The sequence below is a fragment of the Kitasatospora sp. NPDC058218 genome, from assembly GCF_042882445.1.
Lineage (GTDB): Bacteria > Actinomycetota > Actinomycetes > Streptomycetales > Streptomycetaceae > Kitasatospora.
In genome coordinates this window covers 1-24789 of record NZ_JBHVWC010000103.1, presented here as the reverse complement: position 1 = coordinate 24789, position 24789 = coordinate 1, and the positions used below count along the sequence as shown (strand labels likewise).

General features: G+C 70.5%; 22 protein-coding genes and 7 pseudogenes. 16 read left to right on the top strand and 13 right to left on the bottom strand.

The window, feature by feature from the left end; all coding sequences use genetic code 11:
* Window positions 1–93: 93 nt before the first annotated feature.
* Window positions 94–1107 (bottom strand): annotated as a pseudogene (locus tag ACFVYI_RS40285) (DUF11 domain-containing protein); the annotation flags it as partial.
* A gap of 752 nt (window positions 1108–1859) precedes the next feature.
* Between ACFVYI_RS40285 and ACFVYI_RS40280 the strand changes: the two are divergent.
* Window positions 1860–3011: an NlpC/P60 family protein gene (locus ACFVYI_RS40280; RefSeq protein WP_387894770.1), complete on the top strand. Its 1152-nt coding sequence runs from the start codon at window positions 1860–1862 to the stop codon at window positions 3009–3011.
* A gap of 172 nt (window positions 3012–3183) precedes the next feature.
* On the opposite strand, the gene ACFVYI_RS40275 is transcribed toward ACFVYI_RS40280, so the two are convergent.
* On the bottom strand, window positions 3184–3633 hold the full coding sequence (locus ACFVYI_RS40275) for a hypothetical protein (protein WP_387894769.1): 450 nt from the start codon (window positions 3631–3633) through the stop codon (window positions 3184–3186).
* A gap of 184 nt (window positions 3634–3817) precedes the next feature.
* Here ACFVYI_RS40275 and ACFVYI_RS40270 point away from each other — a divergent pair.
* The 4 genes and pseudogenes from ACFVYI_RS40270 to ACFVYI_RS40255 all read left to right on the top strand — a co-directional run.
* A pseudogene (locus ACFVYI_RS40270) lies at window positions 3818–4081 on the top strand (RICIN domain-containing protein); the annotation flags it as partial.
* Window positions 4082–4119: 38 nt separating this feature from the next.
* Window positions 4120–4254 carry an RICIN domain-containing protein gene (locus tag ACFVYI_RS40265; protein WP_387894774.1) on the top strand — a complete coding sequence of 45 codons (135 nt, stop codon included), beginning with the start codon at window positions 4120–4122 and terminating at the stop codon, window positions 4252–4254.
* 162 nt (window positions 4255–4416) lie between these two features.
* A complete protein-coding gene (locus tag ACFVYI_RS40260) occupies window positions 4417–4878 on the top strand; it encodes a hypothetical protein (protein WP_387894768.1) in 462 nt (153 codons plus the stop codon).
* A 231-nt stretch (window positions 4879–5109) separates the two neighbouring features.
* Window positions 5110–5871 carry a transposase gene (locus ACFVYI_RS40255; protein WP_387894766.1) on the top strand — a complete coding sequence of 254 codons (762 nt, stop codon included), beginning with the start codon at window positions 5110–5112 and terminating at the stop codon, window positions 5869–5871.
* On the opposite strand, the gene ACFVYI_RS40250 is transcribed toward ACFVYI_RS40255, so the two are convergent.
* Entirely contained in the window at window positions 5846–6439 is a 594-nt protein-coding gene (locus ACFVYI_RS40250) for a TetR/AcrR family transcriptional regulator (RefSeq protein WP_387894764.1), read from the bottom strand. The genes ACFVYI_RS40255 and ACFVYI_RS40250 overlap by 26 nt on opposite strands.
* 84 nt (window positions 6440–6523) lie before the next feature.
* Between ACFVYI_RS40250 and ACFVYI_RS40245 the strand changes: the two genes are divergently transcribed.
* Entirely contained in the window at window positions 6524–7540 is a 1017-nt protein-coding gene (locus tag ACFVYI_RS40245) for a saccharopine dehydrogenase (RefSeq protein ID WP_387894762.1), read from the top strand.
* Window positions 7541–7819: 279 nt separating this feature from the next.
* On the opposite strand, the pseudogene ACFVYI_RS40240 reads toward ACFVYI_RS40245, so the two are convergent.
* Together ACFVYI_RS40240 and ACFVYI_RS40235 are read right to left on the bottom strand one after the other, a co-directional pair.
* Window positions 7820–8317 (bottom strand): annotated as a pseudogene (locus tag ACFVYI_RS40240) (helix-turn-helix domain-containing protein); the annotation flags it as partial.
* Window positions 8318–8580: 263 nt separating this feature from the next.
* Entirely contained in the window at window positions 8581–9123 is a 543-nt protein-coding gene (locus ACFVYI_RS40235; protein ID WP_387894761.1) for an RICIN domain-containing protein, read from the bottom strand.
* Window positions 9124–9489: 366 nt separating this feature from the next.
* On the opposite strand from ACFVYI_RS40235, the pseudogene ACFVYI_RS40230 reads away from it, so the two are divergent.
* Window positions 9490–9860 (top strand): annotated as a pseudogene (locus tag ACFVYI_RS40230) (hypothetical protein).
* Window positions 9861–10147: 287 nt separating this feature from the next.
* Window positions 10148–10756 carry a hypothetical protein gene (locus ACFVYI_RS40225; protein WP_387894759.1) on the top strand — a complete coding sequence of 203 codons (609 nt, stop codon included), beginning with the start codon at window positions 10148–10150 and terminating at the stop codon, window positions 10754–10756.
* A gap of 39 nt (window positions 10757–10795) precedes the next feature.
* Here ACFVYI_RS40225 and ACFVYI_RS40220 read toward each other — a convergent pair.
* The 3 genes and pseudogenes from ACFVYI_RS40220 to ACFVYI_RS40210 form a co-directional block, all read right to left on the bottom strand.
* A pseudogene (locus tag ACFVYI_RS40220) lies at window positions 10796–11722 on the bottom strand (IS256 family transposase); the annotation flags it as partial.
* A 61-nt stretch (window positions 11723–11783) separates the two neighbouring features.
* A pseudogene (locus tag ACFVYI_RS40215) lies at window positions 11784–12768 on the bottom strand (GNAT family N-acetyltransferase).
* A gap of 42 nt (window positions 12769–12810) precedes the next feature.
* Window positions 12811–14211 (bottom strand): hypothetical protein, encoded by a 1401-nt coding sequence (locus ACFVYI_RS40210; protein WP_387894772.1) that lies wholly within the window; start codon window positions 14209–14211, stop codon window positions 12811–12813.
* Window positions 14212–14497: 286 nt separating this feature from the next.
* Here ACFVYI_RS40210 and ACFVYI_RS40205 point away from each other — a divergent pair, with 286 nt between their 5' ends.
* The 3 genes from ACFVYI_RS40205 (at window position 14498) to ACFVYI_RS40195 (ending at window position 16876) form a co-directional block, all read left to right on the top strand.
* Window positions 14498–14761, top strand: a complete 264-nt coding sequence (locus tag ACFVYI_RS40205; protein ID WP_387894757.1) for an Lrp/AsnC family transcriptional regulator — start codon at window positions 14498–14500, stop codon at window positions 14759–14761.
* 62 nt (window positions 14762–14823) lie between these two features.
* Window positions 14824–15249: a DoxX family protein gene (locus ACFVYI_RS40200; protein ID WP_387894756.1), complete on the top strand. Its 426-nt coding sequence runs from the start codon at window positions 14824–14826 to the stop codon at window positions 15247–15249.
* Between the two features lie 916 nt (window positions 15250–16165).
* The gene (locus ACFVYI_RS40195) at window positions 16166–16876 is read left to right on the top strand and encodes an SAM-dependent methyltransferase (RefSeq protein WP_387894755.1); all 711 of its coding nucleotides are present in this window, start codon (window positions 16166–16168) and stop codon (window positions 16874–16876) included.
* Window positions 16877–17116: 240 nt separating this feature from the next.
* On the opposite strand, the gene ACFVYI_RS40190 is transcribed toward ACFVYI_RS40195, so the two are convergent.
* On the bottom strand, window positions 17117–17317 hold the full coding sequence (locus tag ACFVYI_RS40190; RefSeq protein ID WP_387894754.1) for a hypothetical protein: 201 nt from the start codon (window positions 17315–17317) through the stop codon (window positions 17117–17119).
* Window positions 17318–17825: 508 nt separating this feature from the next.
* On the opposite strand from ACFVYI_RS40190, the gene ACFVYI_RS40185 reads away from it, so the two are divergent.
* Window positions 17826–18443 (top strand): NPCBM/NEW2 domain-containing protein, encoded by a 618-nt coding sequence (locus tag ACFVYI_RS40185; RefSeq protein WP_387894752.1) that lies wholly within the window; start codon window positions 17826–17828, stop codon window positions 18441–18443.
* Between the two features lie 96 nt (window positions 18444–18539).
* Here ACFVYI_RS40185 and ACFVYI_RS40180 read toward each other — a convergent pair.
* Window positions 18540–18852, bottom strand: a pseudogene (locus ACFVYI_RS40180) (hypothetical protein); the annotation flags it as partial.
* A gap of 376 nt (window positions 18853–19228) precedes the next feature.
* Here ACFVYI_RS40180 and ACFVYI_RS40175 point away from each other — a divergent pair.
* The 4 genes from ACFVYI_RS40175 to ACFVYI_RS40160 all read left to right on the top strand — a co-directional run bounded on the left by ACFVYI_RS40175 (window position 19229) and on the right by ACFVYI_RS40160 (window position 21889).
* Window positions 19229–19561 carry a hypothetical protein gene (locus ACFVYI_RS40175; RefSeq protein ID WP_387894751.1) on the top strand — a complete coding sequence of 111 codons (333 nt, stop codon included), beginning with the start codon at window positions 19229–19231 and terminating at the stop codon, window positions 19559–19561.
* Window positions 19558–19887 carry a hypothetical protein gene (locus ACFVYI_RS40170; RefSeq protein WP_387894749.1) on the top strand — a complete coding sequence of 110 codons (330 nt, stop codon included), beginning with the start codon at window positions 19558–19560 and terminating at the stop codon, window positions 19885–19887. The genes ACFVYI_RS40175 and ACFVYI_RS40170 overlap by 4 nt, the downstream gene beginning before the upstream one ends.
* Window positions 19888–20139: 252 nt before the next feature.
* Complete coding sequence (locus ACFVYI_RS40165; protein WP_387894747.1) at window positions 20140–20520, top strand: hypothetical protein; 381 nt, start codon at window positions 20140–20142, stop codon at window positions 20518–20520.
* Window positions 20521–20563: 43 nt separating this feature from the next.
* A complete protein-coding gene (locus ACFVYI_RS40160) occupies window positions 20564–21889 on the top strand; it encodes a caspase family protein (protein WP_387894745.1) in 1326 nt (441 codons plus the stop codon).
* Between the two features lie 362 nt (window positions 21890–22251).
* Here the strand turns inward: ACFVYI_RS40160 and ACFVYI_RS40155 are convergent, their stop codons facing one another.
* The 3 genes from ACFVYI_RS40155 to ACFVYI_RS40145 form a co-directional block, all read right to left on the bottom strand.
* Window positions 22252–23031 (bottom strand): hypothetical protein, encoded by a 780-nt coding sequence (locus ACFVYI_RS40155; RefSeq protein ID WP_387894743.1) that lies wholly within the window; start codon window positions 23029–23031, stop codon window positions 22252–22254.
* A 165-nt stretch (window positions 23032–23196) separates the two neighbouring features.
* Window positions 23197–23436, bottom strand: a complete 240-nt coding sequence (locus ACFVYI_RS40150) for a hypothetical protein (protein WP_387894742.1) — start codon at window positions 23434–23436, stop codon at window positions 23197–23199.
* A 359-nt stretch (window positions 23437–23795) separates the two neighbouring features.
* On the bottom strand, window positions 23796–23969 hold the full coding sequence (locus ACFVYI_RS40145) for a hypothetical protein (RefSeq protein WP_387894740.1): 174 nt from the start codon (window positions 23967–23969) through the stop codon (window positions 23796–23798).
* Window positions 23970–24789 lie beyond the last annotated feature (820 nt).

The following is a 24789-nucleotide window of genomic DNA, read 5'->3' as shown; positions in this document are numbered from 1 at the left end:
CGCACCGCATTTCCGGCCGATCGTGAAGTCCCAAAACCGGACAACCTGCCTTCAAGTACGACTAGACCCACCGACGCTCGCAGAACACCCTCTCAGGTCGGCGGCCGGGAGTATCGGGGTGTCGGTCCGGTCGGAGGTGGCTGTGAGGGGTTCGGGGGCGGGGCCGAGGCGGTTCTCGTACGCGGCGGTGGCGGTGTTGGTGACGTGTCCGCCGGCGCTGGCCTCGTCGATGGTGACCCGGTACTCCACGGTCGTGCCGTTCGGGAGGGTCTCGGTGTTGGGCAGGCTGCCGCCCCGGCCGGCGGCGGCGCCGTTGCCGAGGTTGAACACCACCCGGTTGCCCGCCGGGTCGAAGTGGGCCTGGTCGTCGCCCTCCTGGTCGGTCTTCGCGCCGGCGTTGGGGCCGTTGACGATGCGCAGGGATCCGGGCAGGTAGGTCGTGCCGTCCGGGACGGTGTCGGTCAGGACGAGGGCCTCGGCGTTGCCACCGCCCTCGTTCCTGGCGACGACGCGGTAGGTGATGACGTCTCCCACCGGGAGGGGCCCGTCGGGGACGGCGTACTTGGTGAGCGTGACGCTGGGGGCGGTGCCGAAGAAGATGCCGTCGAGGAAGTTGCCGACCGACTGGTTGCCGCCGGCGGAGGCGACGGAGCGGAAGGCGAAGCGGGTGGTGGTTTGCCCGGCCGGGACGGTGTAGGTGCCGGTGTAGAAGCCCCAGGCGGTGGTGCCGTCGGTGAACTGGCGCTGCTGGACGGCCGCGCCGGGCCGGCCGATGTCCAGGGCCATGGTGTCCTGGCCGAGTCGCCCGCGGTGGTAGAGCCGCCAGTACAGGGTGGCGCCGGGGGTGGTGGGCAGGTCCTGGTAGAGGGTGGAGACCTGGTTGGCGTTGAGTTCGGCGAACTGGGCGCCGTCGGCGGAGGGGACGCCGTTGAAGCCGTCGTGCCAGATCTCGATGACGTGGTCGGTGGCGGTGGTCAGCCAGCCCGGGACGTGGTTCGGGCTCTGGGTCTGGGAGGCGTCGGGCAGGAGCGCGTTGCCGCCGCCGATGGGGGGCTGCTCGAAGCTGCCGTTCGCCAGGGTGATGCGGGACGGGACGGGAGTGGTCACGGTCTTTCCCTTTCGGTCGATGCGGAAGGCTGGATACCGGCGCCGGCCGGCCCGAAGGTTCCAGGCCCCGAGGTTCACGGGCTCCGAGGTTCAATGGCCCCGAGGTTCACGGGCCCGGACGATCGGGTGCCCGGTGCGGGGGAACGGCGGCCCCGGTCGGGTCGACCGGGAGCGGGCCCGTCCCTCGCTGCGGTGGTGAGGGGATGGCGGAAGGAGTCCACGGCCCCACGGCACGCCTCCGTGTCCAGGAGCACGGACGACGACAGCCGCAGCAGGCATCCGTCCTCAGAGTGCGCAATGGTTCCCGTACGTACGAGAGCGTGGAGTACGGCTCCCGGAGCGCGTCGGGGCGCGATGCGCCCGGGTCGCGCCCTCATTCCGCGCGGCCGGCGCGCAGCGGGCGCCACGGGCGGCGGCATGCATCCGTCCGCCCCCTCGCCCACCCACCACCGTCGACATGCACCGGCGGCGGTGCGGCGGCCCAGCGGCCATGATCGAACCGAAGTGGCGCCACCCCTCGTTCCAAGTGGGTGTAGAGGGAGCGGCCGTGGAGGCGGGACCGACCCGTTCGAGCCACCTCGGGGAGGGCGGTGCGGCTGACAACCTTCGCACACGCTCGCCGGCCAGCCGTGTGGGCACGGCTGCGCCCTGCCCGTGTCACTCACCTCTGCCCGGCGTCACCCCGTCCGGTCCGTTGCCCGGCAGGGCCCCACCCTGCTCGCCGTCCCGTCCCCCCGAAGGAGCCCACCCCCATGGGAAACCACCGCAAACCCAGCCTCCCGAGCCGGGCCCGCCTCGCAGCCGTCACCACCGCGGTGGTCGGTGGCGTGGTGCTCGCCGCCGGGGCGGCCCACGCCGAGCCGACGCCCACCCTCGCCTCCGTCAAGGAGCAGGTGGACAAGCTCAACGACGAGGCCGAGCAGGCCATCGAGCGCTACAACGCCTTCCAGGAGAAGCGGCAGTCGCTCCAGGGCGACGCCAACCGCATCCAGGACAAGATCGCCCGCGGCCAGGACGCGCTCAACGAACTGCGGACCTCGCTCGGCGCGGTCGCCGGCGAACAGTACCGCAGCAACGGCATCGACCCGGGCGTCCAGTTGATGCTCGACTCCGACCCGGACGGCTACCTTGAGCGCGCGGCCGTGCAGAACCAGGTCGCCGACAGTCAGGCCGCGCTGCTCACGAAGGCGCGCGACGCGCAGCGCCGGCTCGACCAGGATCGCGCCGAGGCCACCGCGATGCTCGCCCAGCTCGACGCCGCGGGCGCTTCGCTGGGCGAGGAGAAGAAGCAGATCCAGGCCAAGCTCGCCCAGGCCGAGGCCCTGCTGAACAAGCTCAGCGCGGCCGACCGGGCCAGGATCAACGCCCAGGAGAGCGCCGAGAAGGCGAAGGCCGCCGCCCAGCAGGCCGCCGCGGCCGACCGTTCCTCACGCTCCACCGAGCGCCCTGCGCCGGGTGCTCCCGCAACAGCGGCGGCGAATTCTTCTGCGGGAACCCCTGCGGGAGCCCCTGCCGGATCCGCCGCCGGACCGGCTACGGCGAGTGCCGGCGCGAGCGGCCGCGCCGCCGACGTCATCAAGTTCGCCACCGCCCAGCTCGGGAAGCCCTACGAGTGGAGCTCGACCGGGCCGAACAGCTTCGACTGCTCCGGTCTCACCGGCGCCGCCTACCGCGCGGCCGGCGTCAGGCTCCCGCGGATATCCCAGGACCAGTGGAAGTCCGGCCCGCACATCGCCCGGGGAGACCTCCAGCCCGGTGACCTCGTCTTCTTCTACGACGACATCCATCACGTAGGCCTCTACATCGGCGACGGCAAGATGATCCACGCTCCGCGCAAGGGCAAGAACGTCGAGGTCCTGCCGATCGGTGTGATGCCGTACATGGGTGCCGTCCGCCCGGCCTGAGCCGGGGCGGTGGCCACGGTCTCTCCCAGGAGACCTGTCGCCGTCCGGACGAGTTGTCTTCGACTCACCGTCGGTGACGACTCGTCCGCCGGATCATGCGTGAGGCCGGGGTGACGGTCCGCGAGGACGCACCCGTGCAGTCTGCCGGCCGGCCCCGCGGTGCCGAGAGGGTCTACGCGGGGCGGGGCGCCTTGCGGCGGGCGAGCAACCAGGCGATCAGTGCGAGGATCCCGGCGAGGGGGCCCAGGAACGGGGCGGGGGTGGTGTGGAAGACGGTGCTGCCGAGGACACCGACCAGCTGCCATCCGCAGGTGAGTACGGCCGCCAGTGACAGCCAGTGCCAGCGGTCGTCGCGGACCACGGTGAACGGCAGGACGAGCACCGCGACGGTCTGTACGAGGTACCCGTACTGGAACCAGCTGGTGTAGAAGACGTTCCACCAGGGCGACGGCAGGGCCGGTTCGTCCACGTACTCCTGGCGGAACTCCAGGAAGGTCGAGTCCGAGTAGCCGGAGGGCCACCACGGCCACAGGTAGAGGCCGATCAGGGTGAGCAGCAGCGCGGCCACCGCGAGTGCGGCGGAAGGTCCCTTGCTGGGCGGCGCGGGGTCGATCAGGGGCATCGTGGTCCTCGTTCTCTGCGGGCCGGCTGTTCCATGACGATCCGACAGGCTCGGCTGCTGTCAAGAGTGTTGGTGCCGTCCATGGTCGGGGCGGTGAGGCTCCGGCGGAAGGGAAACGTGCGAACTCGCCGGCTGCCGGAGCTCTGCGCGCGGCGCGGGTCGGACGGGCCCACGTGCCGGGGGAGTGGTCGGCAGGGTGGCATCGTCCGGTCATGGCGGCGGCTTTCGGGCGGCCCGGCCATGTGACGGACGCTCCGGTCCGGCTCGCCCGGGGGCGGGCCCGGCCGCCGGCTTCGCGGTCACCACGCCTACGACCCTGGCCCGGGCCGCCGACGGCATCGCGTACCAGTACCGCAGCGGCACCGGCCTGTGCCTGGAGATCCCCGGCTGGAGTGCGAGGGAGGGTACCCAGGCCGGTCATTGGACGTGCAACTCCGGTGCGAACCAGCGGTGGTCCCTCGGTTTCCGCACGCTGAGCGGGCCCAGGTGGAAACCAACGATCACAGCAGGCTCGTCCTGGACGTCGCCTTCGCCGGCACGGAGTCCGGCACCCCGGTGATCCAGTGGCGTTCTCTCGACTTCAACTCCACCCCGAACCAGACGTGGTGGATGCGGACCTGACGGCGCCCGACATCCGGGCAACCTCTGAGTGCCTGACTGTAGACCGGTGACCGTGCAGATGGTCAGCGCCATTTGTCGACGACGAGGCCCGGGAGTGTCCAGGGAACTCCACCGCGCTGTACGGTCGGGGCGAGTACCGCAGCCGTCGACACAGGAGCCGAGATGGGACCGGATCATGTGTCTGATTGGTTCTGGGAGGTCCTGGAAGCGACACGACCGCGTCTGTCTGCCCTGGAGTTGTGGTTGGAGTCCCACTCGCGGGAGGTGCTTGAAGCCTTCGCGCTCGCATACGAGTCCGCGGCGGAGTCGCTGGCCGACTTCTCGGAAGGCGTGAGCGTGGATGGGGACGTCTGGTCCGAAGACAGCACCGAAGATCTGTGCATGTGGGTGGTCGGGCAGGGCTACGGGCTGTGGAGCTCGGTGGTTGTGGGAGAACTACGGCTGGAAGAAGTCGCTCAGATGTATCTGGGCCGTGCTCCGCTGCTTCCAGAAGGCGTGGCGCCGTGGGACGGGGATGTCTCGGACCCTGCGCACAGGGGCTACCAGTCTCCCGGGACCATCGTCCACGGCGTCTACCGGACGCGATTCGCCGAGGAGCTCCATGAACGGCTTGAGGGTATGTGAGAGATTGCCCGGACCGGGCGGGTAACGCGGCGGGGGGCTCCTGGCAGATGCAGCGGTTGTCTGGGCCGGTCGCATGGCCAGGAGCTCCTTGTGTCCTTTTGCCCTGCCGGGACTGGTGATGCCAACTCTGTACCGGCTCCGGCGTGTTGTTGCGCGGCCTGCCGGCGGACTTCCCGCCACACGCCACCGTCTACTCCTTCTTCGTCCGTTGGGAACGGGCCCAGGCCGTCGATGACCTGCACGATCGGCTCCGGGATCGGCTTCGCCGACGGGAGGGCCGCGATGCCGAGCGCGGCGATCGTCGATTCGCAGCCGCTGCGGGCCGCCGAGACCGTGGCCATCACAGGCCGCGGCTGGGACGCAGGCAAGAAGGTGAACGGAGCCAGGCGGCACGTCGCGGTGGACACGCTTGGTCTGTTGCTGGTCGTGCTGGTCACCGCCGCGAGCGTGCAGGGCCGCGACGGCGGCCGGCCGCTCCTGATGCGCCTGCGGCAGATCCACCATCGCATTCAGCACCTGTGGGCGGACGGCGGGTATGCCGGCAGGCTCGTGACCTGGGCGAAGGCACGGCTCGCGCTGACCGTGGAGATCGTCGAACGCAGTGACGACATGACGGGATTCGTCGTGCTGCCCCGCCGCTGGGTGGGTCGGGCGGACGCTGTCGTGGATCTGCCGCAGACGCCGCCGTGTCCGCGACTACGAGCGGCTGCCCGACCACCACGAGGCCATGATGAAGTGGTCGATGATCATCCTCATGACCCGCGGATTCGCCCGATCATCAGCCGTCTCCCGCGCAACGTGACCGGTTCTCAGTCAGGCACTGAGATCGGCCGGTCCATGTCGGGCCGGTGGGTGCGCACGTACTCGTCGATGGCGACCTGCCGGCGGCGGGTGTCCCGCACGCACGCCGGTGCCGGCGGTGCGCACGTCCGCGGCCAGGTCCGACGACGTGTCCGCGTGTCCGCCGTCACCGGCTGTCGCTCCCGGCCTTGAGCCCGCCCACGACCAGGCCGGTCAGCGCGTTGACCACATCATCCACGGACGCTCGCCCGCGGTTCAGTTCGGCGGCGAGCGCCTCGGCCGCACCCAGCACGCCGGTACAGCACAGCCGAAGGGCGTCGGGCTCAAGGTGCGCGTACGGCCGCAGCGCGGCGGCCATCAGGTCCGCATAGTTGTCGGTCATCTCCTGTCTGCCCGCCTCCATGTCCGGATTGCCCTTCAGCGCCGCGGAAACGGCGTTGAGCTCCGGCATGTCGGTGGCGCAGGCGAAGTACGCGGCGCTGATGACGCGGGCGACCTCCTCGGCAGTGGGCGCGGCGTCTTGCAGTGCCTGGGTGACCGAGGCCAGGTGGCGTTCGTCGAGGCGCCGGTAGAGCGCGAGCAGCAGGCCGGGGCGGCTGCCGAAGTGGTCGTACACGATTGGCCTGCTGACGCCCGCAGCCTCGGCGAGGGTGACCAGCGTGAGCCCGTCGGCACCCCGGGCGCGCACGATCGCCACGGCGGTGTCGAGCAACTGCTCCCGTCTGGCCGGCTTGGACAGGCGGGTCGGTGTGGTCGCCATGGTTCTCCCTTGTGTCGCCTTCCAGGCTATGTTACAAAACGTAGGTTACAAAATGTAGGTTAGCGATGGCGAAGGAGACTCACCATGGGACAGCCCAACTCGGTCCTGATCCTGGGCGGTTCGGGGCAGGCGGGCGCGGGCGCCGCCGCCGTGCTGCGCCGATGGCACCCGGAACTTCCCCTGACGATCGCGGGCCGCGACCTCGGCCGCGCGCAGCGGGTCGCCGACGAACTCGGCGCGGCCACAGCCGCGACCGTCGACCTGCGGCGCGGGGATCTGGGCCTGCCGACCGACGGAGAATATCTGGCGGTCGTCGCCGCGCTGTGGGACAACCGGATGCAGGGGCTGCGGTACGCGCAGGAGCGCGGGTTGCCCTACCTGAGCATCTCCAGCGGCCTGGTGGACATCGCACCGGAGATCGTCGCGAGCGCCCAACGGCCGGACAGTCCACCGGTCTTGGTGGCAAGTCACTTCTGCGCGGGGATCGGTGTTCTGGCGACGCTGCACGCCGCCAGGGAGTTCGAGCAGATCGACACGATCCGGATCGGCGCCGTCCTGGACGAGTTGGATGCCGGCGGACCCGCGGGGCTGGCTGATCTGGAGCGATGGGCCACCGCCACCTCGGCCGGCCTGGTACGCCGTGACGGCGTGTTCACGTGGGTCGCCGAATCCGATGCACGGACGTACGTGCCGAGTTCCGACGGGATCCTCGTGCCCGGCCAGAGCATCGCCATCCTCGACGTGCCGAGTCTTGCCCTGGCGACGGGAGCGCCGAACGTCCGCTTCGACTTCGCCGTCGGTGAGTCCGCGCGTCGGCGACGCGGCGGCCCCGCCTCCGTCGAGGTCCGGATCGACGTCGAAGGAACCGGCCCAGGAGGGCAACCGCGCAGCCTGCGCCGCTACCTCGTCCATTCGGAAGGGCAGCGACCGCTGACCGCGCTGGGTGTCGCCCTCGGTGTCGAGCGACTGCTCGGGCTGCGCGGCGAAGCGGTAGTACCGCCGGGCGTCCACACCCCCGAGGCACTGATCGACGCGTCCTACGCGGCCGAGCGTCTGGCGGAAATCGGCGCCGAGTTCGTCGACGCGCCCGGCGACAGATGAACGCCTGTCACTGAAGGGGCGAGCCACTGCACGTCCCGGCACACCGGCGCCGGGGAGATCCCGGACAGCGGCGCCGACTGCCGCACGGTCAAGTTCGCGCGCAGGTGCGCCGCCATGGGTAGGCCTTCTCTCCGGATCTCGCCGGGCCCTGGCCGGCCACCCCGCGAGACACCGATCCCGACCGCGCGGCCGGGGGCCCGCCGCGCGGTCCAGGGCCACACTCCAGATCTGCTGACCCGCTGGTGTCAGACGATTCGGAAGAAACGGCCGGTTGGTGTACTAGCCGCCCTCGGTGGGGAGTTGACGGTTGCGGTAGCGGCCGGGGGTCTCGCCGACGAGAGCGGCGAAAGCCTCGATGAAACTCGTCGGATTGGCCCAGCCGCAGGCGAGAGCGGTGTCGGTGACGGACTTCCCCGCGGCGAGTCGGGTGAGTGCGTGGTGGACGCGGAGCTGAGTGCGCCACTGATGAAAACTCATCCGGAGGTCCTGCCCGAAGAGCCGGCTGAGCGTGCGCTCACTCGCCCCGACGCGCGCGCCGAGCTCGGCGAGAGTCTGCTGATTGGCAGGGTCGGCGTAGAGGATGCCGGTCAGCGCCCGGAGCCGGTCGTCGGCCGGCTCGGGCAGGTGCAGCGGCTGCTCGGGCGCCGCGGTGAGCTCGTCGACGACGACCGCGTACAGTCGGTCGACCGCCTCCGGCGCCCGCCCGCCGGCGTCCGACTCCTCGGCCGTGAGGGCGAGCAGAGCTTCGCGGGCGAGACCGGAGACGGTGAGCACGGACCTGCCCGCTGCAGCGCGCATCGCGGACCTCTGCTCGCTGCTCGGGGCGGGTGTCGTGCGGACGCGGCCGGTCCCGTCGTGGTCCCGCCTCGCGGGCTGGACCACGACCGGACCGGCGACGCACCCCGGGCGCGCCGACCCCTGTGGGGGAGGCGGACCGTCGAAGCCCCGCACAATCGCGCGGATGCGGTTCAGGGCGGGACGCCCTGGCTTCCCGGCCGTCTCACCTTCATGGGTGCGTGGGCCCCGGGCCTGATGGTGGGTCAGCCGACCGGGTTGAGACTCCAGCGCTGGTTCGCCGTGTTCGTCAGGTTCCACTGGATCACGGCGGCCCCGTCGCTCGCGTTCCAGCCGGCGACGTCGAGGACGAGGTCGCTGTTGAAGTTGATGACGTCCACGCCGTCGGGGAGGTAGGCGACCTTCCCCCAGCGCTGGTTGGCACCGCCGTTGCAGCCCCACTGGTCGATCGCGACACCCGCCGCGCTACCGAAGCCCGGCACCTCCAGGCACTTGCCGCTGTTGACGTTGACGATGAACCCGTTGCTGACCAGCCACTTCTGGTTGGCGCCGCCGGTGCAGGTCCACTGACGGACGGGCGCGCCGTCGTCGAAGCGCCAGTCCGCGACCTCCAGGCACTTGCTGGTGGCGACGTTCCGGAACTCCACGGTGGAGCCGGCCGAGATCGGCAGGTAGCTCCCCGAGGTGGAAGCCGAGGCCGGTGCGGCGGCCAGCAGGCCGGCACCCAGGCCGAGCGTGATGACGGCGGCGGCGGCGCCGAGGCGGCTCTTGGTGGTGTGGTTGTTCATGGTTCCCCCCTGCGGATTCGAACGGATGTGGTTCGGGCGAGACGCCCGGCATACCGGCCCTCTCAAGCTCATAGACGCACGGGGGACGTCGGGGTTGCGGGCGCCTCAGAAGTTTCTCCGGCACGCAGGTCGGGCGCGGCGAGCCTTCATCGCCTGCCCGCGCCGCCCTGAGCCACTCCGGTCGGCGCGGCTCAGTCGGTCGGGGTGGAGATCCAGGAGCGGCCGGTGCTTGATCTTGGCGACAACTGGCGCGCCCACGGTGACACCTGTCGTGCTCCGGCACAGCGGGGCCGTGTGCCGGAACGCTGTAGTTGCCACCGCTGAGCCCGGCTGACCTGGGTGAAGCCGTGGGGTTGAACACGGTGGCTGTCACCATTGAGCGGGCAGGCCACAGCCTCCAACGGCAGCCTCACCGTGGCCGCTCTCGCATTCGAAGCAGGTGTCCACCGCATGGCCTTGATGAAGCGCCACACCGATCTGAGGAACGAGTTCTACGAGCGCGTCCGTACCGAGACAACCCAGACCCCGGAGACCGAGAAGCGCCTGCGAGAGGCCGTCGTCAAGCTCAAGCAAGCCGTCGCCAACCAGAACGCCGAGATCCCGAACTCCGTCAGCAGATCACCCGGCTCACCCTCGCCGCCGCCGTGCTCACCCACGACCACGGCCACCCAACGCAATGTCCCAAGGACACCGGCAACGTCGTCCTGCTCCACCCGCCAGTCTCCTCGAAATCCTGAACAGAGGAACCGTCGTGCGCTTCGCCAGGCCTTGCTCGGCCCAGGCTGCCTGCCTGAACCGGTTGGCCCCTACGGTGCTTCAGCTCGGGGCCGACAAAGTGCTCAATGATGCATGCCGGCAGGCGCACTGCCTTCGGACGACCTCGATCGCTCGGCCGTGAGCAATAGTCAAGACCTGTGGATGAGGTGAGGTGGCGGTCCCGCGGTCCCCTACGCGTTGGATGCGTGTCCCGGCCAGCGGAGTCGCGCTCCGGTGACAGTCTGGGGCGCCCAACGAGGTCGGTCCTATGCTGACGGTCGTGCAGGTACTGGGTATGAGCAGTGAGGACGAGATGGTTGCCTGCTTCTTGAACGGCGAGCTGTCCAGCCGGAGGTTCGGCCAGAACCTCCGGTCCCACCTGGCGGCAGCCGGGCAGGCCGAGCGGTTGCTGACGCATCCGGACCTCTCCGACGCTGGAGCGAACTTCGCGCGTCGGGCTCTCCTCGCTGCGACGCGCGGGTACGGCGAGAACCGCGACCTGTTCGAGAACTTCCCCACTCAAGTCGCGTGGACCAGGGCACTCCTGTCCGCGGACGAGGCGGCCGGCGTGCGCTACCTCGACTATTCCTACTGGGTCGAACTGTCGGGTGGCAGCCGCCGGCCGACCGACGCGGCCGCGCGCATCAGAGCAGGGCTACGGGCGTTCGACGTGCCCAACGAACCGTTCGTCGACTCGGCCCGCGCGTTCATCGGAGGCGAGCGGTTTCCTCCGCTTATCCTCGTCGGCGAGAGGCGGGACAACCTGGTCTGCCTTGAGGGTCACCTGCGCCTGACCGCCTACGCCCTCGTTGGCTTCCCGACCGACGTCGAGTGCCTGATCGGCACCGCGTCGGCCATGGGACGCTGGGCGAAGTAGTCCAAGCGCGCCAAGCTCTCGGGTGGCTCCCTCCCTGGATCAAGCGGCCTGCTCCTCGCGCTCGACCAGGGTGCCGTTCTCGAACCGTGTCCCTGCTCGGACCAGTCGCACGAGGTGGGCGCCGGTGATCGCGCGCCAGCGGGCCTGGGCGGACTCGACGAGCTTGAACACCATCGCCAGCGCGGCGGCGGGGCTGCCGGCCCCGCGGGTGACCTTTGTGCGGAGCTTGACCGTGGAGAACGTCGACTCGATCGGATTCGTGGTCCGCAGGTGGATCCAGTGCTCGGCCGGGAAGTCGTAGAACGCCAGCAGTTCTTCGGCGTCGTCCGCGATCTTGGCGACGGCCTTGGGTCACTTCGCCCCGTAGGTCTTCGCGAACGCCTCGATCGCCTTCTCGGCATGGGCGCGGTCTTCGGCGTTGTAGATCTCCTGCATCGCCTTCAGCGCCTGGCTGTGCGGACTTCGGAAGACAGTTCATGACATTACGGGCCTTGTGAACCCAGCACCTCTGGTGCCGGGCGGCAGGGAACACCTCGGCCAGGGCCCGCCACAGGCCCATCGCGCCGTCGCCGATGACCAGCTCCGGATCACGCATGCCACGGCGGCGGCAGTCGTGCAGCAGGTCCGCCCACGACTCGGTCGACTCCCGCACCCCTGCGGCCGGCGCGATCAGCTCCTTGGTTCCGTCCGACCGGACGCCGAGCAGGACCAGGACGCACGTGTGGGCTTGCCCGAGCCGGACCTTGGGGTGGACCCCGTCCGCCCACACGTAGACGAGTCCCGGTCGGACAGGTCACCCTGCTGGAAGGCCGCGTGGTCGTCCTGCCACCGCCGCGTCAGCCCGGTCACGGTCGCTGGCGACAGCCCTGCCCTGCCGCCGAGGAACTGCTCCAGCGCGGGCACGAAGTCCCCGGACGAAAGTCCGTGCAGGTACAGCAGCGGCAGCACCTCGGAGATCTTCGGAGACTGCGGCACCAGAGGCATTGTCAAATCCTGTGGACTGACCAGACAGCCCGATGACCGGCGATCAAGCAAGCGGCTTGCGGTAACGGACGTACTCGTTCTGCCGCCGGAACCCCACACTCTCGTAAAGGTCGTAGGACCGGTGCGGGTTTGTCGTGCCCGTGAACAGCCGGGCGGTCGTCGCACCCTGCTCGCGAAGGCTCCGCAGCCCGTCCAGCAGCAGGACCCGGCCGATTCCAAGGCGTCGCTGGTCCGTCCGGACACTCAGCTCTTCCACCTCGCCCACGGTGTGGTCGTGACGGCGGATGGAGCAGAGGGCGACGCCGACCATGTCCTTGCCCGTTCCAGGCAGCCCTCCAGCATGCCGGGTCGGCGGTGTCGACGAAGTCCTGGAAAGGCCATCTCTGAGCGAAGCCTGTGTCCGTGTACGAATCGACGACCGTCCTCCAGGCTGCACGGTAGTGGCTCGTCCCGATCGGCCCTGTCCGTATCCCGGCCGGCAGCTCGCTGCCCACCTCGGGCACCTGCTGCAGATCGCCCAGCTCCAGCTCGACCAGGCTGAAGACACGTCGGTAGCCGGCTGCGCGCAGCAGCGCCGTGGCGTCCTGCTCGGAGGCCATGGCGTTCGCGCCGATCACTGCCGTCCGCGCCGTTCCATGCTGTTCGACGAGCTGGCGGATCCGCTCTTCGGCCCAGCTCAGCATGGCTGAGCCGATGCCCTGGCCGCGATGCTCGGGCAAGAGGTAGCCGCGGTGCAGGTACAGCCACGTATCGTCCCGCTCTTGCCACCACCGGATCGTCGAGTAGCCGACGATGCCTCCGTCGAGCACCACCAGGATCTGGTTCTTGGACGGCTCCTCCAACTTGGCAGAAGCTTCGGCGATCTCGGCCGCTGTCGGGAGCCCTTCCAGTACCGAATGGACATCGACCCGGTCCCGTTCAGCACATCCCAGCCGCACGGCGGCCATGGCGCCGTGGTCTTCGTCGCCGCGATACGGCCGGAACCCGAGGCCGACCGGAAGGTCCTGTCCTGCCGTGCCATCCAACATGACCGGATGTTCCCGAACTTCGAGGCAGGTCCGCCACCCTATTCACGCCGCGGTCGTCTGCGGCCGTTCAACGAGCTGGCGCGTTCGAAGCGGGCCCAGCGCGGACGAGGGCAACGAGGTGGGGTGCATTGGCGGCTCGCCAGCGGGCCTGGACTCGGCCTCGCTCGTCATTCTGGCCTGTCTACCGGTAGCGTAGCGATCTTCGCCGGGCACAGGCCGGCGGAGTCCTTGAAGGCGAACGCCTATGACCGACTCGCACACTCGACATGGCGGACTCGCCTCGACGCGGCCCTGGAGGCCGTTGCTGTCGTCTTCCACGGCGCGACTGCGCACCCAGAGGAGTACAACTGCCCGTGCCACTGGGGCAGTGCCGAAGAGCTCGCACTCCTCAAGGTGCCGGGTGTCGAACTCGATCCTGACCTCCTCCGGCGGCCCTGGCAGGCCCCCGACTGGAGAGACCACGGCTCGGTGCTCCGCCGTGTCCTGCCTCAGCTCGCGGCCGCCGTCGTCGACTGCTGGTCGGAGTCGTTCCGCTACCGGGACGAAATCGGCCTGTCGTTCGCCCGCGGCCGCTGGCAGGAATGGCCCCGGGAGCAGGCCTCGGCCGTTCGGGAGTTCCTGCACGCGTTCTGGGCCTACAGCCTGGTCAGCCCCGACCCCGTCGCGGGCGCGCAGGAGACGCTCGTCCTGTGCGTCGAGGCATCCGGCGAGCTGGAGCCCTGGCTTGAAGTCTGGAAGGCACTGGAGCACCCGATGGCCGACCGGCATCTCGTCCGGGCGGGCGGCGAGGTCGGCCAGGCTGCACGGACGGGCGTCGAACCCGGCCCGGCCCAGGGCGTCGGCCCGCAGCCGCAGACGCGGCAGCGCCCGGGCGTACAGGGGCGGCCACGCGGTCACGGCCACCACCGGCCGCTCCCCGTCCCCGGCGCCCATCGCCTCGCGCAGCCGGCGCGCCAGCGCCTCCAGCGGGTCGACGTGGACCAGGCCGTGGTCGGCGGCGAACCGTCCGAACGCGGGCTCGCGCAGCATCGCGCGGCCCAGTTCCCCGGCCACCGCCCCGGCCAGGCTCCAGTTCAGCTCCAGCAGCCGAAAGCCCGTGCCGTCGTGGTAGAGGTCGGCCCGGCAGCTCACGGGCGGCACCAGCCCGGCGGTGCGCGCGATGATGTCGGCCAGGGGCGGCTCGATGCCCAGTGCCCCGGCGAAGCCGGCCGGGTCCGCGCCGTGCAGCCGCCCGGGAAGCGCGGCGAACAGCCCGAACAGGACGCCCAGGTCCGCGACGGCGCGGGCCAGCTCGGCCGCGCCGAGGAAGCCGGGCCGCGACAGGCAGCGGTCCTCGGCCATGTAGCCCAGCAGCGGTGCGCGGCGCGCCGCCGCTTGCAGGTCCATCGAAGCCCCGGACGCCTCCCGCGCCTCCAGGTAGCGCCCCGTCAGACCACCGTCCACCCACAGGTCCCGGGACGAACCCAGGTGCGGGGCGGCAGGCTCGAAAGCGCGTCGTACAGGACGGGCACCGGACACGGCAGGGCTCTTCTCGATCGGACGGGCACGGTGGTGCGCAGGCAATCGGCGGGCGCGACCACCGAAAGTACCCGACCAACTACACGTCAGGTAGGCGGCCTGTTCCCGGAGGTGGCGGCCCGGGCGACCGCGCGCCGGCGGCACCGGGCCAGGGCCCGCCCGGGCGACCGCCCGGACCCCCGACATCCTCGACCTGGTCCGCCGCGGCACGGTGTACGCGCGCCTGGAGCGGCTGCGGCGGGCCGGGGTGATCCGGAACTTCTCGATCGACGTCGACCACCACAAGCTCGGTCCGAGCGTGACGGCGCTCGTCCTGGTCTCCGCCGGCCAGTTCCGCTGGCGCGAGATGAGCAGCGAGCTGGAAAAGCTGGATCCTGAGCACACCTCCCGGCACCTGTGCGCGCGGCCCTGCCCGACGGGCTACGCGCACACGCGCCGCGGGCAGCCGGGAAAGAACTTCTCCCGGGACCGATGAGTTTCGGTGGTCGCGACGGTCAAACCTGAGAAGCCAACGACAGCCGACCAGGGAGATCCGAAATGTCCAGCATCGCCCCCGCCCCCGCCCCCGCCACCCCCACGGTGAAGTCCGGCAAGACCGTGGTCCGGGTGGTCTGGACGCTGCGGATTCTGCTCGCGCTCTTCTTCGCCCTGGCCAGCGCGCTGCCCAAGTTGCTCGCGATCCCCGCCGCCACGACCGTGTTCGACGCCATGGGCGTGGGTCACTGGTTCATGTACCTGACCGGACTGGTGGAGCTGGCCGGGGCGGTCGGCCTGCTGGTTCGCCGGCTGGCCGGACCGGCCGCGACGGCGCTGATCGTCTTCCTGGTGTTCGCGTTCGTCACCCAGCTCACCGCGATGCACGGTGAGAATGCCGGGACCCCGTTCATCTTCATGGTGCCGCTGGCCGTCATCGCCTGGAACCGGCGTGCCGAGACGGTCGAGCTGCTCGGGCGCCGGCGCTGACCCGGCCGGCTCGGCCGCCCCGGTACGCGCGGGGGCCGGGAGGTGCCGGGTCGGCTCCGGACCGAGGTCGGGCCCACACGGTGCGGCGTGACGTCGGCGCAGCAACCGGAGCCGTGTGCACAGCGCGGGGGAGATGCGGGGTGCCTCGCGAACCCGGTGCCTGGACCACGACGGGGGTTCGGTCCATCCGCGCCCGCCGCTCGGCCGGCGAGGGCTGTGCTGTGCGCACGTCCCAGGGGGTTGCCGGCCGGGCTCCGAACATCCGCTACGTGATCGGGTGATGCCGTCCGGTTCCCGAGGCGGGGCCGGCAGTTGGTTCGTGCCCTGCGACGGTGCGCCGCCCGAGGAAGGGGGTGCCGGCCCCGGCGCAGGGACTTCTGTCGAACTTGCCGTTGGCTGAGTTCGGCCGCCTGTCATGGCGCCGGCGGTTCGAGGTGCGCCGCTGGTGCGCAAAGTGTGCGGGCTGTCCGGTGCGCGAGTCTACGGCTGTCCTCGTCTACGCGTTTCACCCCGGGCTCACGGCCGGCAACCGCACTTCCGACTCGACCAGGCACGGGGGCAGACGAGCCATGCGACGTCGGCGTGGCCGGCCGGCCGAGGCGAGGGACTCCTGCAGATCACAACGATCGAGTCACGAGGCGGGGGTCGATGCCGGTTTCCCACTCCCTCGATTCGAACAGCCGACTGAGCCCACAGGAGAACGCGATGCCTCCCTCACCGTGCGCACCGTCGCCGCGGAGCCGGGCCGCCGGCCGACCGACCACGTCGGCGAGGCGCTTCCCATGACCTCTGTCCGGCCGCGTCGCCTCCGCAGGGAACCGTCCGTCGCTACGGCGGGCGTCGTGTCGACGGTGCGGGCGGGCGCCCGTACACCGCCTGGCCCAGGAGGCGCACGGGGCGGCCCGCAGCTTTGCAGGTGACCACGGGCCTGGTCGAGGACCGGGATTCCCCTGTGCACGACCGCGCCGCCGGCACACCGCGGCCGCCGTCGGATCCTCGGGGAGACTTGCGGCCGGACCGGCCCACGTCCGCCCGTCTGGCGAGCCTGATGCTCGCGGGCAAGGACCACCTCGCGGCGGACCGGGCGCTGTCGGACCTTCTGCGGGCGGAGGACGCGGGCTGCGTGGACGCGGTCCGGCGCGGCAGGGAGTTCCTCCACCACGCCGCCCGGCTCCTGGCCGAACGTGGCCTTGAGCAGTTCCTGGACCTGGGCTGCGGTCTGACGACCGGTGTACCCGGCACCGTGCTCGCCCCGATCCACACCTCGGTCCTGACCGCCCGGCCGGGCGCACGGTTCGTCTACCTGGACCGCGACCCGGTCGTGATGGCCCACGCCCGGGCGCTGCTCGACGCGCCGGCGCCCGCCCGGGTCCGGCACGTGCACGCCGACCTCGCCGGACAGGGCCGGGTCCAGACCGCCGCCGTCGACCGCCCGCTGCTCCTCGAAGCGGAGGAGCTGATGCGCCGCCACCTCGGCATCCGCCTCGGCCTGACCGACTGCGTCAACGCCGCCCTCGCCTGGCGCCTGAGCAGGCCCGCGCTGCTCACCTTCGACAAGCACTACAGCACGGTGCTCGCTCCGCGACGCCCCGGTGAGAAGCGGCTGGAGGTCCACCCCGGCCCGTGACGGGCCGGCGTCGGCGGGCTGGGACAGCCTGTCCCAGCCCACCCGCTATGTCCGGGTTTGCTGGGACGGCGCGGTGCTCACCGTGCTGCTGATCGGCCCGCACCTGTAGTACCGGGAGAGCCCGTCACCGCCGGTTACTGCTGCTGGCGGGGCAGAGCGATAGCGCGTCCAGGACGTGCAGGACGCCGCGCCAGATCGCCCGCGCCGCCCCGATCGGCGCGCCGGTGTCCTCGTCCACCGTCACGATGCCGACCAACCGCCCCCCAGGCCCTGTCCGGTTCGCCCGCGCTCGGCCCACTGCATCAGCAGCCACCCGCCACCGACCACCCAGTACCCGCCCGCCAGCGCGCCCCGGATGTCCGTGTCCGCGAGCAGCGCGAGCACCTGCAGCGCCGCGAACGCCGGCGACAACGCCGACAACCCGGCCAGATACGCCGTCATCAACCCGCCCACGATCCCCACCTCGATCCCCGCCGCCGTCGCCCGCTGCGCCCGGGAGGCCAGTGCGGGGATGCCGGACCTCCTGGCAGGCGCGGCGGCCCGGCCATCCGGGCCGGCGGGGTGTCACCAGGGCGCGGCCGGAGGCGGGGCGGGGCGCAGCATGTGATCGTCCATGTCCGGTCAACGCCCCATCGGCCGGTCGGGGCGGCGTCGGTGATTTGGACGTAGGGGTGAAGGGCTGTTGCACCACACGCCGTTGCGGCCAACGCGGTCTTGACGGTGTGGCGAGCACCCGCTGAACTGCTTGCTTGTGCCGTGGGGCCTTGGAGGCAGGACGAACGGGCGCCGTGGCTGCGCGCCCGTCTTCCGTGCGATCCCGACCCATCCATGCCTGCAGGAGGAGTCCTCTGTGAGTGAGCCAACACCGTCGGGCAATGGGGTTCCGCGGTTACCTGCAACGCCACCGCCGCCTTCGGCGCCGGCAGGCCCGGCGCTCGTGCCCCGGCGTATGGGAGAGGTCGCGGCTCTCGTCTCCGCGATCACGGCCGTCGCGGGTCTTCTGCTCGGCTTCTTCGGACTGCCGGCCGTGGTGGATTCCCCCACCGCCAAGACCGTGACGGTCACGGAGACCGTCCACGCGACAGCCACCGTCACCGTCACCGCCTCGCCGCCCCCTGCCGCAGCGGTCAGCACTCCGGGCCTGCCCAGTCCCGCGCCGCTGCCGAGCGGTGAGGTCGCGCTGCGAGACCTCACGACGATCGGCATCGTCGGCAACAGCGGAATCCAGCTACGGTCCGCAACCATGGGCGGCAAGACCTACTCCAACGCCATGGTTTTCACGTACCCCTGCCAGATCAACTACGAGTACAGCATCAACCAGCGGTACAAGACGCTCACCCTCATTGCAGGGATCGACGACAACGGTGTGGCCCGGCACGGAAAGCTGTCGATCAGCGCCGACGGCAAGGAACGCAAGAACGTCATGCTGGAGATCAACAACCCGCAGCCCGTGACAGTGGACATGTCCGGTGTCGTCATGCTCCAAATCGTGTCCAACTTCGGAGACGAAAGCTGCGACGCCGAGGGGGCCGTGGTCGCACTCGCGGACGCGGTCCTGAGGTCCTGAGCACCCCGGCTGGCAAGGGCTCAGGCCGCCCCCCTCGTCCCCCCGGGACCGCGGCCGCCTGCTCCTCGTCCCTAGCCTGTCGGGCGCTCAGGATGGCTACGGATCTCTGAAGCCGCCGCGGCGGGAGCGGGCGGCCCGCTGCATCTCGGCTTCGGCAAGGTGCCGGCGGCCGGCGGCGAGGTCCCGGCCGAGGAGCTCACGCTCGACCAGGTCGGCGTGTTTCCCGTGCCCGGCCTGGCGCAGCATCCGGACCGCCTCGGCGAGCATCCGGTCGGCGCCGCCGGTCATCTGGTGCACCGCGTACAGGTGGCCCCGAGCCCGCTCGGTGTACTCCAGCGCCTTCGAGAGCATCCCCAGCGCCTCGACGGTCGCGTCGTCCCGGCGGCCGACGGTGCTCCCCGTCGGGTCCGCCGACGCCCTGCCGCGCCGACCGCCGCGTCCCGGGCCTGTTCGGTCCGGCGGTGCGCTCCTGGCGGCCGCGCTCGCCCACACTCTGCGCCTTCCCGCTGACGGACACCGGAACCCGACCCCAGGCCGATCTCCTGGCCGCCGGGTCCTGCGCGGGATCAGGCCGCCGGGTCCTGCGCGGCGTCGTTCGGGCGGGCGGACACCGGCCCATCGTAGGTCGCGCGCATCCGGGCGGCCGACGGCATGGCACCGGGCCGGGACAGACGTCGGGGCGGGTTACCGGGTGCTGCCCCACGGGCTGGCCCGGGGCGGCTACCGTCAGGAGCACAGGGCCCGGCCCGGTGCCGGGCAGGCGATGAGGATAGGGGTTGGTGGGGATGAGCGCCCAGCCTGCCGAACGAGGGGGCGGCCGTCTCGGGCTGCCGCCGATGGACACGGTGCAGGAGCTGCGGGGCGCGCTGCGGGCCGGCCACGGCTTTCCCGGCGACGCCGAGCGCCTGGACGCCGAACTCGCCGAGCAGCTGCTGCGCCGGGTGCCGGTGGACCGGCTCGACCAGGTCGAGGAGGTCGGCACCGTCGTGGACCTGGTCGCGGTCGCCGAGATCGTCGCCGCCTACCGCGGCCGCGTGCTGCTCGCCGCCGACCCGGAGACGGCCGACGCCGTCGACCAGGCCGTCGCCGACCTGCTGGCGCGGCAGGGCGCCGAGTGACCGACCAGCACCAGCAGCCGGACCGTCCGGCGGTCGCCGTGGTCACCGACCGCGCCGCCCAGCGCGCCAAGGAGCTCGGCGCCGACCGGGCCCTGGAGGCGCTGCGCGCCGAACTCGAACACACCCCGCGCCTCGGCCGGCTGATCCGCACCGTCACCGAGGGCGGCCAGCAGGTCGAGCTGTACTCCACCCGGATCGAGGGCGACCGGGCCGAAGGCCGGCCCGCGCTCAACGTCGTGCACGCCTACGCCCCCGCCCCGCCCTGGCCGCCGACCGTACGGATCGCCGCTGTCGTCCTCGAAGACCCGTCCCACCCCGCGCCGTAGAAGCCGGGCCAGAGGGCCTTCGCCCGCACGTTGCTGCCGGTGCCCGCCGGACCCCAGACGCACAACCTGCGGCTATCACTGACGGGCACCGCCAGCCGGAAGCGCGGCTCGCGCGGCAGGACCCTCTCAGCTGGCCCCGGGGGCGGGCGGAGCGACGGGCGCCGGCGGGCGTCCATTGTCGCGGCGAGGACGGGCCGTCCACCGAAGGTGAACTGACCTCCTGTGTCAGGTAGTTGTGGCAGGATCCTGGCTATGGTCGATGTGGGTGCGAACGCAGTCGAGGTGTGTGTGGCCGTCGCAGGTGCGGAGGCTGAGGTTCACCTCCTGGCGCTGCGGGACTGGTTGGTGCTGGAGGATGAGTTCCGAGGCAGGGTCGAGCTGGTGCGGTCGGTGCCGGAGCCCGGTCGGATGGGGACCGCGTTCGACCTGCTCGCGGTGGCACTGGGCTCCGGCGGAGCGGGTGCGGTACTGGTACAGGCGCTGACGACGTGGTTGACGCAGCGACGGGCGGACGTCACTGTCACGGTGTTCACACGCGAGGGCAGGCAGATCACCGTGGACGTCCGGCGGGCCGCGCAGCCTGACCAGGTGCTGGCCGAGGTGCGACAACTGCTGGGTTCGGGTGATGAGTGAGCCTGGTCGGGGTGGCCGGGTGCCGGGCCCGTTCTGTCGCGCGGTGCTGTTGGGCGCGGCCGAGTACGCCGCCGCGGAGCTGCCGGCCATCCCGGCGGTGACGGAGAACCTCACCGCCCTGCGCGATGTCCTCACTACCGGGCCGCGCGCGCTGCTGGCGCCGGGCCATTGTCAGATCCTCGGCGACCGCCCGGAGCGCCCGATCAGTGTCCCGGCGGTCGGTGCGGCCCTGGCGGCGGCCGACGGGGAGGCCGCGGACCTGATGCTGGTCTACTACGCCGGCCACGGCCTGCTTGATCGGGATGGAAGGTTGCACCTAGCGCTACCGCCCACCGACCCTGACCAGGTCGAGTACACGGCCATCCCTCTGGACCTGATCCGGCGCGATCTGGCCCGGGCCCGTGCCCGCACCCGGATTCTGATCCTTGACTGCTGCTTCTCGGGCCGTGCGGTGGCCGCGATGTCCGCCCCGACCTCGCTCCTGTCCGGGCAACTCGAACTCTCGGGCACCTACACCCTCACCTCCACCACCTCCACCGCCCCCTCCCATGCCCCCGTCGGCGCCCGTTTCACCGCGTTCACCGGGGCGCTGTTGGAAGCTCTGGCCGGGCCGGAGCCGCTCACCCTTGACGAGATCCACGCGTATGCCGACCGCAAGCTCGCCGCGTTGGCACTTCCACGGCCGCAGCGCCGGGCGGTCAACACGGCGGGTGACCTGGTGCTCGTCCGGGGAAGGGCCGTACCCGAGGTGGCGTCGGCCTCGGTGCCGGCACCCCGCGCTGGCGGCACCCCGCGCAGGGTCCGGTTCGGCGACGAGATGACCCCACGGCGCCGCCGGACGCTCATGGGCAAGGGTGTTCTGCTGATCATCGTCACCCTGGCCATCGTCATGATCTTCGTACACGCCGGCCAAGCCCCCGGGGCCCTCGGGGCGATCTTGCCCGGAGCGATGGCTTTGTGGTCATTCGTGCAGGCCAGACAGGAAACGACATTCCTGAACCTCGAAGACACGGGCATTTCCCTGTCCGACGGTGACAGGCTCCTGGGCAGCATCCCGTGGGAGAACATCGCCTACCTCGGAGCGTTGAAGTGGCACTCCCCAGCAGGGCCCGCCCCGGGAGGAGGCGCGGTGTACCGGGACCTGTTGATCGTCCGGCTGCACCTGCACACCGAAGTTCCACCGTCGGCCCAACACTTCGTCACCTTCACACCGACCACGATCAAAGCCTACGGCTACATCTCCGTCTGTCAGCTCTCCGAAGTTGACGCCGACCCAGTGCGACTTCGGCAAGCGGTAACCGAACTGGCCGGACCCCTCTACCGCTCGGACCAGGAACTGATCGAATGGGACCCGCGACTGGCCCACTAGGCCAGTCCGAATGCCAACACTCCTCCGCAACAACTCGCCGAGCCCGGATGGCAAAGAGGCGCAGCCGGACCTACTGCGGGCCGGCCTGCACCTCTTCGCAGCCGACCTGGTCCCCGACTCCATCTCCTGACCGTCTGGCGCCGCCGGCGCTCCGCTGGAGGAGTCCTGGGACCGTCCCATCGTGTATTGCCTGGTGGGAGCCCTGGTGCCGGGCTGGGACCGTCGGCTGCCGGCCGGGGGCGGCGCCTTCGATGGCGGTGAGCAGGTGGCCGTGGACTGCGGTGGCGGCTTCGCGGGTGGCCGCGTCCGAGGACCTCCGGGGCGGGCGTATATCTATGAGTCGCCCCTTCTGGCCTGCGGTTCTACCAGCCGTCCATCGCCCGGCCGTCCCCGGAGATTGCGTAGCGGCGGCAGGCGAGGATCTCCTCGGTGGTGATGCCGATGTCGTTCGCGAGGCGGGCGAGGCCTCTGTCCTCGGCCTGGCGGTCGGAGACGTAGGCCGACACGACCTCGAGGGCGAGTGCACCGATGCCGAGCTGGGCGGCGCGCTGCTGGGTGATCGCGTCGCGGCCCACGTTCAGGTGGCGGCGCCAGGCCTCGGTGGTGATGCCGTCCGGGGTGGGTCCGGTCTCCAGCTCGGCGGCCGGGATGTCGGGGCGGGCGCGGATCTCGGCGACCGCCGCGGCGACGATCCCGCCGACCGTCCCGGCCGGGAGCGCGGTGCCGCCAGCGCTCTGGTGGGCGTCGGTGAGCCGTTCGGCGATCAGGTCGGTGAGTTCCGCGGTACGGCCCTTGAGGTCGACGACCGCGCGAACCGGCAGGACCAGGTCGGTGCCGTCCCACGCGTGGGACACCCCGAGCTCGGCCCGGACGGTGCCCTCGATCGCCTCGGCGACGGCCGCCAGGTCGAGCAGCCGGTACGCCGTTGAGCGGCCGATCCCGAACTCGGCGAGCGCGTACGCCGGCCACGACGGGTACCCGAGGACGGTCCACACCCGGGCTTGGTGGGCGGCGCGCACCCGGCGAGCCAGCACCAGGACGGCGGCCCGGACGTCCTCGATCGCCGCGCGCAGCTGCTCGGTCAGCTCCCGGGCCCGCGCTTCGTTGACCTGCCGGTCCTGCTCCTGCTGTTCGCCGCCCATGCCCGGATCGTTCCCCCGGCCGGTGGCCGGAACCGCGGCCAGCACGGCGGGCCGGGCGGGCGGCGGTCGCTTCCTCGCCCTGGGGGCTGTGTCACGGCTGTGTTCTCCGCGACATCCTGCCCCGGTATGTCCGGTTCGCCCTGTGTCGTCTATGTCATCTGTGTGCTATCGGGTTGCAATTTCGGAGAACTGGTCCTGATTGGTATAAATCCTGGCCCCGCTCTCGTCGAAGGCCTGGATTTCACGCATCTCCCCGGGGGCGGCCGCATACGCGAAGTAGCTCCGCTGACCCCTGTCCTCCGAGGGCCTCTTGAGGTCAAGCTGCACGGGACCACTTGAAGTGATGAGGGTTGCAGAAGTGACCTGAGGTGCGGCTGCTCCGTAGATCAGGCGCAGATCGTCCACGCTGCCATTGTATGCAAAATTTAGCGGGTAATCGGAAGGGGTTGGGATGTCGCAGGCTGTACCCACTTTTCGGGCGTCGACTTTCGCCACAAGACACTCTTTCGACCCGGCAAGGCCGAAAGAAATATCCCACTCCATTTCTCGGACATTTCCATTTCCAATGGTGGACCGGGTTGTGACTTCTGGCTCCTGGGATCTGGATTTCACCTTCGAGTCACAGCCAGCTGCAAAACATGCCAGGATAATGAGCCCTGCTGGGATTGCCCTGTTCATTGTGGAGTCCTTTCGGAATTGTTTACAGTGAACGCGTAGGACGGTCCGGCTGCAGCCGGACCGTCCTAAAGGCATGGACGTCCGAGTTACCGGATGGCGCTGACGCCCTGGCACGGGGCGGAATTTCCGTCCTTCCCGTACCACCTCAGGTAGTAGGCGGTGCCGATGTTCACCCCGACCCATTCGGGGTTGTCGACCCAGCCGCCCGTCGCGCCGAAGTAGATCCCGTTGTAGACGCTACTCTGGGTGGAGTTCTTCACCAGCTGCGTCTTGGAGCCCTTCGCGGATCCGCCCGTGCACGATTTCGTTCCGAGCCGGATGCCGGTGCCACCCGGAAGAAAGTCAGAACTCGCCCTATAGCTGGCGCTACCGCTCCATTCCTGAGTGTGGTCGACGATGACCGCGTTTGCGGGGGTCGCCAATGCGATGGCGGCGCCCAGCCCGACGGTGGCCGCGAAGATTCGCCTTGCCTTCATTTTGGCCCTCTCTGGTAGTCCTCTCTGGACATATGGATACCCTACGCACCAATTCAAAGATTCTGATACCTTGAGTGGTGATTGGCTTAAATGGCGACGGCCCTGTCCGTGTAGGCACTCTTGCGTGTGGCTGGATGGGCGTGCACTCAGCGAGATCATCTTGAGTGGAAAAATCGAACAATCCCAGGCAGCACACCTAGGGCATCAAATAGGCGCCCCGCAACTGACACTGGGCTTCCGCTGACGGGTCGGTGAGGCGCTGTGCTAAATCCCCGCCGTCCGGACCCTCGCCCGTGTGGCGAAGGGGCGTCGCGCGGACCCGCGCCAGCTGCGCCGGGTCCGCCGGGCGCTGGAGCACCTAGCCTGCGTGTTTCACTTGCGGCGGTGTCCGGATCATGAGCGGGAACGCGAAAGTGCCTTCTGCGCTGGGAAGATGAGGCTTGTCGAAGGTCTCTGTCAGCCCAGCAGGAAGGCACTTTCTACGTGCACACTACCGGGTCACGTCCCCGGCTCGTCGTCGCTACCGACGGGCACGGGGTAGTCAGCCATGCCGGGTCCCGTTTGCTGGCCGATCTCGCCGACGCCACCGGCCTCACTCACGCCT